The 14,572-nt window shown below is 38.7% G+C and carries 11 protein-coding genes; all 11 read left to right on the top strand.

Annotated elements, in window-relative coordinates; all coding sequences use genetic code 11:
- Window positions 1-13: 13 nt before the first annotated feature.
- Complete coding sequence (locus ACXIUD_RS04755; RefSeq protein ID WP_458051471.1) at window positions 14-1,903, top strand: cytochrome c oxidase subunit I; 1,890 nt, start codon at window positions 14-16, stop codon at window positions 1,901-1,903.
- Window positions 1,884-2,969 (top strand): COX15/CtaA family protein, encoded by a 1,086-nt coding sequence (locus ACXIUD_RS04750; protein WP_458051470.1) that lies wholly within the window; start codon window positions 1,884-1,886, stop codon window positions 2,967-2,969. Before ACXIUD_RS04755 ends, ACXIUD_RS04750 begins: the two co-directional genes overlap by 20 nt.
- Entirely contained in the window at window positions 2,966-3,868 is a 903-nt protein-coding gene (cyoE, locus tag ACXIUD_RS04745; RefSeq protein ID WP_458051469.1) for a heme o synthase, read from the top strand. Before ACXIUD_RS04750 ends, cyoE begins: the two co-directional genes overlap by 4 nt.
- A 1-nt stretch (window position 3,869) precedes the next feature.
- A complete protein-coding gene (locus tag ACXIUD_RS04740; protein ID WP_458051468.1) occupies window positions 3,870-4,451 on the top strand; it encodes a cytochrome c oxidase subunit 3 in 582 nt (193 codons plus the stop codon).
- A gap of 15 nt (window positions 4,452-4,466) precedes the next feature.
- On the top strand, window positions 4,467-5,243 hold the full coding sequence (locus ACXIUD_RS04735; protein ID WP_458051467.1) for a cytochrome c oxidase subunit 3: 777 nt from the start codon (window positions 4,467-4,469) through the stop codon (window positions 5,241-5,243).
- Window positions 5,244-5,262: 19 nt separating this feature from the next.
- Complete coding sequence (locus ACXIUD_RS04730; RefSeq protein ID WP_458051466.1) at window positions 5,263-5,586, top strand: cytochrome C oxidase subunit IV family protein; 324 nt, start codon at window positions 5,263-5,265, stop codon at window positions 5,584-5,586.
- A gap of 78 nt (window positions 5,587-5,664) precedes the next feature.
- A complete protein-coding gene (locus ACXIUD_RS04725; RefSeq protein ID WP_458051465.1) occupies window positions 5,665-6,330 on the top strand; it encodes an SCO family protein in 666 nt (221 codons plus the stop codon).
- Window positions 6,320-6,871, top strand: a complete 552-nt coding sequence (locus tag ACXIUD_RS04720) for a DUF420 domain-containing protein (RefSeq protein ID WP_458051464.1) — start codon at window positions 6,320-6,322, stop codon at window positions 6,869-6,871. The genes ACXIUD_RS04725 and ACXIUD_RS04720 overlap by 11 nt, the downstream gene beginning before the upstream one ends.
- Before the next feature lie 11 nt (window positions 6,872-6,882).
- Window positions 6,883-7,146 (top strand): hypothetical protein, encoded by a 264-nt coding sequence (locus ACXIUD_RS04715; RefSeq protein WP_458051463.1) that lies wholly within the window; start codon window positions 6,883-6,885, stop codon window positions 7,144-7,146.
- Window positions 7,147-7,195: 49 nt separating this feature from the next.
- Window positions 7,196-10,909 carry an ATP-binding protein gene (locus ACXIUD_RS04710; RefSeq protein WP_458051462.1) on the top strand — a complete coding sequence of 1,238 codons (3,714 nt, stop codon included), beginning with the start codon at window positions 7,196-7,198 and terminating at the stop codon, window positions 10,907-10,909.
- A gap of 60 nt (window positions 10,910-10,969) precedes the next feature.
- Entirely contained in the window at window positions 10,970-14,440 is a 3,471-nt protein-coding gene (locus ACXIUD_RS04705) for a hypothetical protein (protein WP_458051461.1), read from the top strand.
- Window positions 14,441-14,572 lie beyond the last annotated feature (132 nt).

The raw sequence follows: 14,572 nt of genomic DNA, 5'->3' as shown, positions 1-14,572 counted from the left end.
AATATCAATTAATATGGCGACAGCAGAATCAGCTTTACACAATGCCACTGCACATGATCACCATGATCATGAGCATCATGACAATTTTATTACCAAGTATATCTTCAGTACTGATCATAAAATGATTGGGAAACAATTCCTGGTAACGGGGATTTTCTGGGCTATCATTGGTGGTGCCTTGTCTATTATTTTCAGATTACAGTTAGGTTTCCCTGACATGGAGTTGCACTGGCTTAAGCCTTTGCTAGGAGGTTGGATTGACGAAGGTGGCAAACTGGATCCTAACTTCTATTTGGCATTGGTAACTATGCACGGTACCATCATGGTATTCTTTGTGCTTACTGCTGGTTTGAGTGGTACTTTCTCGAATTATTTGATCCCACTTCAAATCGGTGCCCGTGATATGGCTTCAGGATTTATGAATATGTTGTCTTACTGGTTATTCTTCGTTTCTGGTGTGATCATGTTCATTTCCTTATTCATTGAAACAGGACCAGCTTCAGGTGGTTGGGTAGTATATCCGCCATTGTCTGCGCTGGAGCAAGCAATGCCAGGTTCTGGTTTGGGTATGACTTTGTGGTTGATATCTATGACTTTCTTTATTGCAAGTTCCCTACTTGGTGGTATCAACTATATCACAACGGTAATTAACTTGAGAACGAAAGGTATGTCATTCTCTAGACTGCCATTAACAATTTGGGCTTTCTTCTTGACTGCTGTTATTGGATTGTTGTCATTTCCTGTATTGTTCTCAGCTGCTTTGTTGTTGGTATTTGATAGAAGCTTTGGAACTTCTTTCTACCTCTCTGACATCTACATTGGTGGTGAAGCACTTCCTAATACAGGTGGTAGCGCTGTTCTTTATCAGCACTTGTTCTGGTTCTTAGGACACCCTGAAGTGTATATTGTATTATTGCCTGCTTTAGGTATTACCTCTGAAATTATTGCTACTCAATCTAGAAAACCAATCTTTGGTTACAAAGCGATGGTTATTTCTATGTTGGGTATTGCTATCCTTTCCTTCGTGGTTTGGGCTCACCACATGTTCGTCTCAGGCATGAATCCTTTCTTAGGATCTATATTTATGTTCCTGACATTGATTATTGCCATTCCTTCTGCGGTGAAAGTATTTAATTACTTGACTACATTGTGGAGAGGTAATTTGATTTTCACTCCGGGCATGTTATTCTCAATTGGGCTTGTTTCCTTCTTTATTTCTGGAGGTTTGACGGGTATTTTCTTGGGTAACTCTGCTATTGATATCCAATTACATGATACCTATTTCGTAGTAGCTCACTTCCACTTGGTAATGGGTTCTGCTTCTTTCTTCGGTTTGATGGCTGGTGTGTACCACTGGTTCCCAAAGATGTTTGGTAGAATGATGGATGCTCGTTTGGGTTATATCCACTTCTGGTTAACTTTCATTGGGGTATATATGGTGTTCTTCCCAATGCACTATATTGGTATTGCTGGTTTCCCTAGACGATATTATTCTTGGACAAACTTTGAGTTCACGAATATGTACACTGATTTGAATATGTTTGTATCAGCTGCTGCAATCATTACTTTTGCTGCTCAGGCTATATTCTTATTCAATTTCTTCTACAGCATGTATAGAGGTCGTAAAGCTCCTATGAATCCATGGAGATCTAATACTCTTGAGTGGACTACCCCTATAAATCCTGGTCATGGTAACTGGCCTGGGGAGATTCCTGCTGTATACAGATGGCCTTATGATTACTCTAAGCCAGGTGCTGCTGAGGATTTCATACCTCAAACAGTTCCTTTGTCTGCAACGCCTGAATCTAACTTACCACATGAGCAAGAGCTTGTGAAGTTAGAGAAGGAGATTATTGCAGAGGAAGAAGCTATGTTAGTGGCAGATGAAACAAAAACCGTTTAATCATTCTATAAATAGCTTTCGCAGTATATCTCTGATTACTGTGATAGCTGTTTATTTTCTTATTCTGGTTGGAGGGGTTGTCCGTAGTACAGGTTCTGGTATGGGATGTCCTGATTGGCCAAAATGCTTTGGGAGCTTGATTCCACCGACAAGTGTGGATCAGCTCCCAACTAATTATCAGGAGATTTATCTAGAAAAGCGATTAGTTAAAAATGATCGCTTTATTACTAACCTAGAAGCATTAGGTTTCCATAAAAAGGCGGAAGAAATTCGAAATGATAAAAGCATTTTGATTGAAGAGGAATTTAATCCTGTGAAGACATGGATCGAATACCTCAATAGATTGGTTGGTGCAGTTATCGGATTATTGGTTTTGATAACAATGATCCGCTCCTTACCTCTATGGAAAACTGATAAGGTTATTCCCCTGTTGGCGGTGTTTAATGTATTGCTAGTTCTCTTTCAAGCTTGGATTGGTTCTATAGTAGTATCTACTAATTTGATGCCTTGGATGATAACTGTGCACATGGTTCTAGCTTTAGTAATCGTTTGTTTATTAATTTACTTGTATTACCGATCTAATCGATTAATCAAAGATCGTCTAGAGGTTACAGAGAATCCAAACTACTTATTCAATGTTTTGATTATTGGATTTGTTCTTACAATTGGACAAATTGTATTGGGGACTCAAGTGAGGGAAGCGGTAGATCAAGTTGCATTTCAATTCGGAGGTTTATTGAGGTCGGAATGGGTTGATAATTTAGGTTTATCCTTTCTGATTCATCGGTCTTACAGTATAGCGATTCTTGCGATACATATTTATTTTGTCTACAGGATATATAAACTTACCGTAAGAAACTCCGTAATATTTAAACTTACCCAACTCTTGTTTGTGGTGTTGGTAATTGAAATCCTTTCAGGTGTTGGTATGGCTTATTTTGCTATTCCTGCATTTCTACAACCTATTCACTTGTTGTTTGGTGCTTTATTGATTGGAATTCAGTTCCTACTGTTGATGAAATTATCTGATCAAAAACAATTAATAGCTGTTAAATTAAGTTCATGAGAACTTTAAACATACCTAATGATGCGCTGTTGGATTTCATAAGTTTTCGTTTGAAAGCTTATGCTGATCTTGTAAAACTGAGGCTCTCTGCCTTGGTTACTTTCTCTGCTGGCTTTGGATTTATTCTGGGTGATAGTGGAGTAAATTTCTCCTGGGTTAATTTCATTGGTTTGATCATTGGTGGTCTCTTGATTAGTGGAGCCTCTGGTGCTGCAAATGAAATCTGGGAAAAGGATTTTGATAAATTAATGAAGCGAACTCAAAATAGACCGCTTCCATTAAATTTAATCTCCTTGAAAGAAGCTTATTGGTTTACATCTCTTATTGCTATTGCAGGTGTAGTGATTTTGTGGTCCTTAACTAACCCCTTGACAACGGCTTTGGGTGTACTCAGCATGATCTTATATGTGTTCGTGTATACTCCTTTAAAGAGGGTTGGCCCTATTGCAGTGTTTGTTGGTGCAATTCCAGGAGCTATGCCCCCTTTGTTGGGTTGGACAGCTGCGACTGGTATGATTTCTCATGAGGCTTTAATTATCTTTGGTATTCAGTTTATCTGGCAATTTCCGCATTTCTGGGCTATTGCGTGGGTAGGTGATGATGACTACAAAAGAGCTGGATTCAAATTGCTTCCGAGTGGTGGAAAAAAGGATTTGAATACTGCAATTCAAATTATGATTTACACGCTTTTCTTGCTACCGCTGGGTCTTTTACCTACTTATTTTGGATTGACAGGGATTAATTCTGGAATTGTAGCCACCTTGTGTGGGGTATTGTTTCTAGCTCAGACCTTCTCATTGATGAGAGATTGCTCAAGAAAATCAGCACTTCGTATCATGTTTGGGTCATTCTTGTATTTACCAATTGTACAAATAGCATACTTGCTGGATAAAGTTTAATATGGAAGAGAAATTTGCATATATAGAAGGGGCAGAACAACCAATCTCTATGCATCCTAAAAAGTTTGCATTATGGTTGTTTATTGTAACGGTGGTGATGATTTTTGCGTCTCTTACAAGTGCCTATATCGTTAGACAATCTGAGGGTAATTGGTTAGAATTTGACTTACCTCAAATTTTCTGGTACAGTTCCGTAATTATTGTATTGAGTAGTTTGACTTTGCATTGGGCGTATCTTTCTGCAAAAAAAGATGAGCTGAGTGCTGTGAAAACAGGGATGGTAATTACTAGTATCCTTGGGGTAGCTTTCTTGGTCTCTCAGTGGTATTCGTGGGTTGCGTTGGTGGATAGGGATGTATACTTTGTAGGGAATCCTGCGGGCTCTTTCTTGTATATCTTTACTGGATTGCATGCAATACACTTAATTAGTGGTGTGATATTTCTAATTATTGTATTAATTTCGTCCTTTAATTACAAGGTACATTCCAAAAATATGATCAGTCTTGAAATGTGTATGAACTATTGGCATTTCTTAGGGGGGCTTTGGTTGTATCTATTTATGTTCTTATTATTGAATCATTAAAAGTAACTTACACATATGTCGACAACTGCAACTACTGTTGGGTTAAGCCCAAAAAGAGGAATCTGGGGAGGAGGTAATGAGCCTCTCAAAGCGAGTTATGGAAAACTCATGATGTGGTTTTTCTTACTTTCCGATATCTTCACTTTTGCCGCATTTTTGATTGCCTATGCAGCGATCAGAGTCAGTTATCCAGGGTATGCTGGTCCTGCTGATGGATTTGTTGGATCGAATGAATATTGGCCAGTACCTGATTTAGTTTTTGATGCTTTTCCTTTCTTTCATGGTATGCATTTACCATTGGTATTTGTAACCTTGATGACATTTATTTTGATCATGTCATCTATCACCATGGTATTGGCGGTAGAGGCAGGTCACAGAAACGATAGAAATGATGTTGTAAAGTGGTTGTTGTGGACAATTTTGGGTGGTGCTACTTTCTTAGGTTGTCAGGCTTGGGAGTGGTCTCACTTCATTCATGGTACTGACGGTGGTTCGGTAATAACTTACGTGAATAAAATGGGGCAAGTAGTCACTGAAACCGTTTTTGGTGCTAACTTAACTGTAAATGAATATGGTCCCGCTGCCTTTGCACAATTATTCTTCTTTATAACCGGATTCCATGGTTTCCACGTTACCATAGGTGTATTCTTATTGTTCTTGGCCTTCTATCAGGCAGCTGTCGGAGTGTATGAAAGAAGAGGTCACTACGAAATGGTTGAAAAAATCGGATTGTACTGGCACTTCGTTGACCTTGTTTGGGTATTCGTATTCACCTTCTTCTATTTGATCTAACCTAATTAATTGAACTATTATGGCTTCTCAAGAAAATAAATTGGTTGTAATCCCTCGAGATGAGGCAAAAATCAAAAAACTGTGGAAGACGGCCGGAATTCTATTTGTATTGACTTCCATTGAGCTTGTTTTCGCCTTCACACTTCCAAGAGGTATATTTCTCTATTTGCTTTTCATTGCTTTGACGATTTGGAAGGCTAAATACATTATGATGGATTTTATGCACTTGGGTGAAGAGGCAAAACCATTGTTCTACTCAATTGTAGTTCCTTTGATTTTCCTACTTTGGTTTGTTATTGCAATGATTAGGGAGGGCAGTGATGTCTTCATGGTTCGTTGGTAATATTTAAATAAAATTGTAAAAAAAGTAGGTTAAGGTGAGAACTTTAACCTATTTTTTTGTTTACCATTCAAAGTACTTATGAAAAGTTTACGCATATTACAAGGCTTCGTATTACTCTGTATCTTGTTGATTCCTATTGTTATCATTGTATTCTTACGAACATTTGGATCCAATAAGTACGATATTGATGTATTCTATGTCGATGGTATTCCAAATGATTTATTTATGGAATGTGACCACCAACAAGGGGTTCAACATATTATTCCTGATTTTACTTTCACCTCTAATAAAGGCTTGCAAGTAGGCCGATTTGAAATGGAAGGTAAAATCACTATCGTTGATTTCTTCTTTACTTCCTGTCCAAGTATTTGTCCAGTGATGTCTTCTGAAATGGAACGAGTGGATGATGCTTTTAAAGATAATCCTCATGTTCAGATTTACTCCATATCAATAGATCCTGAGTTTGACACCCAGGAAGTTTTAGAGAGCTATGCCCAAAAACACTTAGCTTCTCATAAATGGCATTTTCTTACGGGAGATAAAGAAGAAATTTATAGTCTTGCACGTTGTGGGTTTGTACTACCTACCTTTGATGGATATGGAGTCCCAGATGACTTTGTTCATAGCGATAAATTCGTCTTGGTGGATGAATTTGGACGTATCAGAGGATATTACAGTGGGACTACCCGAGAAGAAGTTGATCGATTAATATTAGAAACAAAAATCCTGTTACATGGAAAATAAGTTAACCTTCGAATCCGAAGATAAAGGTATCCTTAAGTGGATTACAGTTATTGCAATAGCTGTGCCTGTAGTGGTAGCTATTCTCTTGTTTATGCCTTCCAAGATAGATGTAGCTTCTGATTGGGTGTTTTTCCTTCCCCATTTGAATGCAGTTATCAATACTGCGGCTACTTTTGCCCTCGTCTTGGCTTTGGTATTTATCAAAAATGGTAATGTCCAATTGCATAGAACTGCCATGACTAGTGCATTTGGTCTAGGAGCGATTTTTTTGGTCTCCTATGTAATTTATCATGCCACGGCCGAAAGTACTACCTTTGGTGGGGAAGGTTGGATTAGACCTGTCTATTATTTTATTTTGATTTCACATATCATTCTTGCAGCTGTAGCATTGTTTCCTATTCTCCTAGCATACTACTATGGCTACATGGATAAGCGTGCACAGCATAAAAAAATTGTTAAATTTGCATATCCCATTTGGTTATATGTAACCGTAACGGGTGTTTTGGTGTATCTAATGATAAGTCCTTATTACACCTTTTAATTGATGGAAGTATGAAGCGTTTGCAAAGAGTGATTTTATTGGCCGTAGGTTTTTTATTGATTCAGTTGCCTGCCTATGCGCAGTGTGCTATGTGTAGAGCAACGGTAGAAATAAACGTTAGTAATGGTGATACCTCCATAGGCGCAGGTTTAAATAAAGGTATCCTTTACTTGTTGGCAGCGCCTTATACTATTGCTATGATCATAGGGTATCTCTGGTATAAAAACGCAAAACAGCGGAAAACCAAATTCGTTTTTCACGGTGATAAATTTTAAAAGAGAAAGCAAAGTTTGAATCTAAACTTTGCTTTTTTACTTTTAATCCATGAATACACGAACCAAACCATTATTAGTCACCTTTGCTCTTGTAGTGATAGGGTTGGTATTTGTGTTTTTGGTTGATTTTTCTTCTTCTGATCCGGAAAAGCGCTATGCACTCCCGATTTCTGAAAAAATCCAAATGATTGAGTCCTCCTTTGATTCGGATTTCATTGATATTCTCATGAAAAACCGTCCAGAGGATGATATGGACTTCACGAGTCTCTATATTGATTCCAATCATCCGTATTTTGTTTATTCCGAAACAGGAGAATTGATCTTTTGGTCAGATTTCCTATTTATCCCGGATTATGAAAGTGTTCAGGGTAGTGTAAACCCTTATATTCTTGAAACAAGGGAAGGAGTGTTTTTTAGCAAACTACGACGTTTTACCAGGAATAACCGCTCATATCGATTACTTCAGGTCTATCCTTTGATTCTCAATTCAGTGGTGCAAAATGAGTATTTGCCTTCTGGCTATAATGAAGACTTATTTGGCTCTGGTGATTTTGTTATTGTTAGTGAGCAAAGTGATCGGGGTATTCCCATTTTAGGAACTAAAGGAGAACCCTTATTTTACGTATCCTTTTTGGAAAATTACCAATCTATAGGGGAGTCTAGAAATATTCCAGTATTGATATTCTTCTTTTCTCTACTTGGTTTAATAGCAATTCTGTCTGTTGATTTAGTTCGTTCCCTTTGGAGCAAAGGACAGCATTGGAGAGCTATTGCTTATACCATTTTGATATTGGTCATAGTAAGAGCGTCGATGTTGGCCCTGAGCTTTCCCAAGGAGTATTTTGATTTTGCTTTGTTTGACTCGGTGCAGTATGCATCCTCTTGGTTCAATCCTAGCTTAGGGGATTTGTTACTCAATATGCTCTCAGTGATGTTGGTATTTGGAATGGTGCTTCGGGTTCTGGCCTTTCCTGATTTTCATTTTTTGGTATTGATGTCTAAGGCTAAGTTTTCCTATTGGTTGAAACTAATTTTTGCTTATATCCTTTCCTTTGGTTTATTGGTGTTGTTTTATAGTCTGTATGTCAATATTCTTACCAATTCCCAGTGGGAGCTGAATATTCTTAGTCTGCCTTCTTTTGATTTATTTAAAGGATTGTCGCTACTGATTATTTTTTTTGGAGGCTCTGTTTACTTGCTGTTCAACCTTTTTGGCTTAAAAGTTATATTGGGTGATAGCTCTATAGAAAAAAAGCAAGCCCTACAGGTTCTATTTATTCTTTTTCTTCCACTTGGTGTTGCGTTGATTTGGGTAAATTGGATTTGGGCAATAATTGTTGGGGTTCATATCATGTTTTTGGGACCTGTGATAGGCTTTCAATTATTTAAAAATGTAGAGCGCATTGGTTTATCTACTTTTTTAACATTCTTTTTTGGTTGCTTTATCGCCGCATTGATCACAGGCATTGCTTCTTATGAGGTGTATTTGGAGCGGGAAATAGAAAGTAAAGAGAGATTTGGAACACAACAATTATTGGAAAATGACCTCATGGCTGAGTTTCTTCTCACGGATGTGATGGATAAGATCCGTCAAGACCTATTTATCAAGTCTGCCATCAATGACCCTTTCCAACCAAAGGAGGGAATCGAACGAAAAATCAGAAGAATTCATTTACCCAATTACTTTGATCAATATGCTATAAAAATTAAGGTTTTCAATACCAATGGTGATAACATATTGAACAGAGAAGATGCCACTACTCTTCAAGACCTCCGGTTGGCCTATGTGAAAAGTGATTATGCTACCCCAGTACGTGATTTGTATATGCCAAGTATTACCAGTGGAGATGTTTTAAGCAAGCTTTATGCGGTATTTGTCCCCTTGTATAGGGAGGGGAATCTATTGGGCACAGTCTTTCTAGAGATGCAGCAGTTAAGGGTGTTGCCAAGTGCAGTATTTCCCAAGTTATTGTTGGATAACCGTTATTCTAATTTTTACAATGAGCAGTCCTATGATTATGCCGTACTTGTGGAGGATGAGTTGCAGTATACAGTGGGGGTGTTTAATTACAGGATGGCTTCATTGGAAACGTTTTGGCAAGAACCTGAATTATTTGGCAGGGGGATTTACAGAAAAGGATATCACCACATTGGAGTACAAGATGGAGTGAAGACCGTGATTGTGTCTTCTCCTATTTACCCAATATATTACATATTTGCAGATATTTCACTCCTGTTTATCTTTTTTATCATTTTGACCTTGATAAGCATGTTGGTCAATGCCTTTATTCTGGGCTTTGGACGATTTGAGTTTAATTTTGCTACTAAGCTTCAGATGTATCTCAATTTCGCTTTCTTTTTCCCCATCCTGATTATCTCCATTATTATCATTGGCTTGCTATCCAACTCTTATCAAGAGGAACTAGACAGGCAATATCTGGAAAAAGTAACCATTCTTAGGGATAATTTGACTACAATTTTAGAGCGACAGGATGCTGGTATAGGTTTTAGAGATGAATTTCCAGAGGCTGTTAATAGTCTTTCAGCTACTTCTAACACAGAAATCAATGTGTATGCAGCATCAGGGGGTATGTTATATAGTTCTCAACCAACGATTTTTGACAAGCGGATTATCTCCAGAAAAATCAACCCTAGGGCAATTATTGAGATAGTAGAAAAGGAAAATAATATTGCCTTATTGTATGAAAGTGTAGGGAAGTTAAACTTCAAGACGGTGTATGCCGCTATTAGAAGTTCAGATGGTGAACGGATACAAGCGATTATTGCTGTTCCTTTTTTTGAAAGTGAGGAGGAGTTAGATCGCTTGATTGCAGATGTATTGAGTAATATCGTCAATATCTTTGTGCTGGTTTTTATTCTCTTTTTGTTTGTATCCTATTTTGTTTCCAAACAGATTACCAATCCTTTCAAGTTGTTGACACAAAAATTAAAAATGACAGGATTGGAGGATAACGAACCCATGTATTGGCCCACTCGAGATGAGATTGGCTTATTGGTGAATGAGTATAATAATATGCTTTTCAAGCTGGAGGAAAGTAAAAAGGTACTTTCGGAAACGGAGAAAGAGACTGCATGGAGAGAAATGGCCAAGCAGGTAGCCCATGAGATTAAAAATCCTCTGACTCCAATGAAACTAACCTTACAGCATTTGTTGCGATTGCAGGTGGAGAATAAAATAGATGACCCATCCATGCTCAAGCGTCCGATTGAAACGCTGATTCATCAGGTGGATACCCTAAGCGATATTGCCACATCTTTTTCAACCTTTGCCAAAATGCCTTTACCAAAAAATGAGGTAATGGACTTCAAAAAGGTGGTAGCGGATGCAATTGAACTTTTTAAGTCCCGTGATAAGGGAATGATTCGATTCTCAGACGAAACCAATCTGCAAACGATTAACGTCAGAGGTGATGATCAATTATTTGGACGAATCATTTCAAACTTGATCATCAATGGGATTCAAGCAGTCGAAGGAAGAAAGAAACCGGTGATCCAACTGCGTCTTTACCTGGAAGAATCCTGTGCTATTCTTGCTGTCAAGGACAATGGGAAAGGGATTCCGGAAACGCTGAGAAATAAGATTTTTATTCCAAATTTCAGCACCAAATCCGAGGGATCTGGGTTAGGTTTGGCTATTGCAAAGCGTGGTGCAGAAACTGCTGGAGGTGAAATTTGGTTTGAGACAGTCGAAGGTGAAGGTAGTACCTTCTTTCTCAAGTTTCCTCTTATTCAAAGCCAATAACTGTTCCCATGCGAGCTATTAGTCAAAAATTGTAACTTAGGGAATACTAATCCTGTATTCATGATTCATTTAAGGTTTTTCTTTTGTATCCTATTGCTTGTGCTGAGTACCGCGGCAAGTATGGCCCAGGAACAAACCTGTAAATGGTTTTCTCAGGAGGTGTTTAGACAAGCTTTTCTTTTGGATAGTCTCTCTGTACTTGAAGAAAGTATACAGGTTAGGGACCAATCAGGAAAGTCTTTTGAATTCAGCTATGATTTGAAAACAGGCAGGATTCAAGTGAGCCTGGAACCGTCTATGCCAGATTCATTAAATTTTTGTTACCGCACTTTTCCCATCGCTTTTCATCAAAGCTTTGCAAGGAGGACACTGATGACGGATTATGATTCCATGGCTCAATTCAGGGATAGAAGAGTGGCTGCTATTCCTACTTTTGATTTCAGGGAAGAGTTATTTTCATCCTCCAATTTGACCAAATCCGGTAATCTGACAAGAGGAGTCTCTTTTGGGAATACTCAAAACCTCTTTGTTAACTCCTCCCTAAATCTGCAAATGAGTGGGGAACTGGCAGAAAATCTCAATATTCGAGCGAGTATTTCGGATCAAAATGTACCTTTTCAGCCAGAAGGGAATACCCAGCAATTACAGGATTTTGATAATGTGCTTGTAGAGTTATACAATGATCAGTTTAACCTCGCAGCAGGTGATGTTGTCTTGCAACAGCGGAAATCTGAATTTCTTCGCTACTACAAAAACGTGCAAGGTGTGCAAATCACTACGCAATACAATGTAGGAGACAAATGGAAAGCATCTACCCAAGCAGCAGCCTCTGTAGCCAAAGGGAGGTTTGCCTCTATAGAATTGGAAATACAGGAAGGAACGCTTGGTCCCTATCGAATCCAAGGCCCCGGAAATGAGCGGTTTGTAATTATTATGGCCAATTCTGAGCGAGTATTTTTGGATGGGGTACAGTTGCAGAGGGGATTTAATTATGATTATGTGATTGATTACAATCAGGGTGAAATTACCTTCACTCCCAAAGTTTTGATTACAAAATATTCACGTGTTCGGATTGATTATGAGTTTGCGGAGCGGAACTTTCAGCGATCTATATTGGCAGTAAATCATATTCAGGAGACGGATAAGCTCTCTTTCTATATGAATTTCTATCGGGAGCAGGATAATAGAAATAGACCCTTATTTTTCGATTTTACGGAAAATGAGCGCAGACTCTTAGCTTCCGTGGGTAATAATGTACAAGATGCTGTTGTGCCGAGAATTGATTCTGTTGCATTTGACCCCAATAGGATTTTATATCGACGAGTGCAAAGTGTAGATAATCAGGGAAACCCTTTGGTCTTTTTTGAGTATTCAACCAATCCTGAAGAGGCATTCTTTGCTATTAGCTTCTCGGAAGTCGGTCAAGGCAATGGGGATTATGTACGGGAACAACAACTGGCCAATGGACAAGTTTTTGCATTCCGTCCGCCGATAGACGGGGTATCTCAGGGGAATTTTTCAATCGTTTCACCCATGCCTGCACCTAATAAAAATCAGATGTTTACAGTTGGGTCTCGGTACAAGTTGAGCCCTTATGAGCAAGTATATACAGAAGTAGCTGTTTCTAATTCGGATCGAAACCTTTTTTCTGCCATAGATAATGAGGAAAATAGAGGGATGGGTATCAAATCGGGTATTCTTTCGGAAAATAGACCTTTGGAGAAGCTCAAAGGGTATCGATTCAGTTCACTGACAGAATTTGAGTACAATTCTGCTCATTTTAGTTTTATAGACCGATTGCGCTTCATTGAATTTGATAGAGATTGGAGTTTGTCTCCTGAGGATATGTTGCTGTCGGGACACGAACGGATTTTTAATACAGAGGTTGGCCTCTCAAAAGATGCCAATAATATCATGAAATACCGGCTCAATTGGAGGAATAGGGGAGCGATCCAATCGGGATTCCAACACCTAGCGACTTGGAATCAGGAAATTGGGTCTCGCTTGGTAATGAAAAATGACTTCTTTTACTTGGATTCAGATATCCGAGACCTCAATTCCAGTTGGTTGCGCTATACTGGAGATATTAGCTATCGTTCCAAAGTACTTGTTCCTGGTTACCGATTTATGTTGGATGAAAATGCCGTCAGAAATGTGGAAACTGACTCGGTGATCAGTACAGCGATGAATTTTCGTGAGCATTTGGTGTACCTCAAGAGCAATGATTCTTTGGCTTATTCATTTTTTATAAATGCTTCTATGAGAGAAGATAAGTTTCCTGTAGCAGGCGCGCTTGAGGCGGATACTGAGGCAATTCAAACTATGTTTGGGCTGAAGAGGCGTTTTGGTACACATGATGTCAGTGCAACGTTTACCTATAGGGAGTTGGCGTTTTTGCGATTGGAAAATGAGCGAGAGACCACCGTGTTGGGTAAAATAGATTACTTGGGTAATTTTTGGAAGGGGAATATTCGGAATGAATTAAGCTATGCTTTGGGGAATGGACGGGAGTTTCGGAGAGAATTTATTTTTCTGCCAGTGCCTACTGGAGAGGGTACACATACATGGCGAGATGATAATGGGGATGGGATACAGCAGTTGAATGAATTTTTTATTGCGATCAACCCCGAGGAAAAGAACTTTATCAAAATCTTTGTTCCCACGACCGAATTTGTTCAAGCATACACCACCATATTTAACTATCGTGTCAATGCCAAATTTCCAGATGCTTGGAGAAAAGAGCAGGGCTTGAAAAAGTTTGCCCAAAAGTTTTCGAATACTACCAGTGTAAGTATAGAAAAAAAGATTACTTCTGATGGTTTTTGGGATAGAATTAATCCCTTTGTGGGAGCTTTTGCACAGGAGGATTTGATTTCAGTGAGACAGGTGATTAGATCTAGTTTTTTCTTCAATAGAGCTTCTGCAAAGTATGGTTTTGACTTCTCCATCTTTGATAGTCAAAATAAGCAGTTATTGGCTGGAGGTTTCGATGATTTGAAACAGCAGGATTTGCGACTAAACACCCGGACAAGCTTTGGACAGCAGTTTAATGCAAGGATGCTGCTCGTGAGCGGGGTAAGGATTGCGGATTCTGATTTTTTGGAAAACCGAAGTTTCAATATTGCCCAGCGTGCAATTGGGCCAGAATTTGCTTGGCAGCCCAATACCTTTTTCCGGACCACTATGATGTACCAATATACCTTTAAAGAAAATTTGGCCAATGTGGAAATCAATGAGCGATCTAGATTAAATGAAGTATCACTAGACTTACGCTACGCAAAAGCCATCAAAACCACCATCAATACCAATGTGAAATATGTGTACATTGATTATAATGGACAGCCCAATACACCAGCGGGTTATGAGATGTTGCAGGCCTTGACTCCAGGAAATAATGTGACTTGGACCTTCAATTGGTTACAAAAAATAGGGGAGGGACTCCAGATGAATGTGGTGTATGAGGGGAGAAACTCGCAAGGCCTCAATAGATTAGTTCATATTGGGCGTATGCAAGTGACCGCATTGTTTTAGTTGAGATTGCCCATTCCATCTCCTTCATAAGATTTGCTTTGAAATTTTTTATTAGCATTTTTATTCGAATTCAAAACATGATATTAATCATGTTTTGACCTTCTCAATGTCACCTTCTCTCAGAAGCATAGC

It is taken from the genome of Mongoliitalea sp. (assembly GCF_054166905.1).
The sequence above is the reverse complement of the archived record's forward strand: the minus strand, read 5'-3'. Positions and strand labels throughout refer to the sequence as shown.

Coding starts and splice junctions, on each gene's coding strand:
- ACXIUD_RS04710 (WP_458051462.1), top strand. CDS start 7,196: ATGAATACACGAACCAAACCATTATTAGTCACCTTTGCTCTTGTAGTG.
- ACXIUD_RS04705 (WP_458051461.1), top strand. CDS start 10,970: ATGATTCATTTAAGGTTTTTCTTTTGTATCCTATTGCTTGTGCTGAGT.
- cyoE (WP_458051469.1), top strand. CDS start 2,966: ATGAGAACTTTAAACATACCTAATGATGCGCTGTTGGATTTCATAAGT.
- ACXIUD_RS04725 (WP_458051465.1), top strand. CDS start 5,665: ATGAAAAGTTTACGCATATTACAAGGCTTCGTATTACTCTGTATCTTG.
- ACXIUD_RS04715 (WP_458051463.1), top strand. CDS start 6,883: ATGAAGCGTTTGCAAAGAGTGATTTTATTGGCCGTAGGTTTTTTATTG.
- ACXIUD_RS04720 (WP_458051464.1), top strand. CDS start 6,320: ATGGAAAATAAGTTAACCTTCGAATCCGAAGATAAAGGTATCCTTAAG.
- ACXIUD_RS04735 (WP_458051467.1), top strand. CDS start 4,467: ATGTCGACAACTGCAACTACTGTTGGGTTAAGCCCAAAAAGAGGAATC.
- ACXIUD_RS04730 (WP_458051466.1), top strand. CDS start 5,263: ATGGCTTCTCAAGAAAATAAATTGGTTGTAATCCCTCGAGATGAGGCA.
- ACXIUD_RS04755 (WP_458051471.1), top strand. CDS start 14: ATGGCGACAGCAGAATCAGCTTTACACAATGCCACTGCACATGATCAC.
- ACXIUD_RS04740 (WP_458051468.1), top strand. CDS start 3,870: ATGGAAGAGAAATTTGCATATATAGAAGGGGCAGAACAACCAATCTCT.
- ACXIUD_RS04750 (WP_458051470.1), top strand. CDS start 1,884: ATGAAACAAAAACCGTTTAATCATTCTATAAATAGCTTTCGCAGTATA.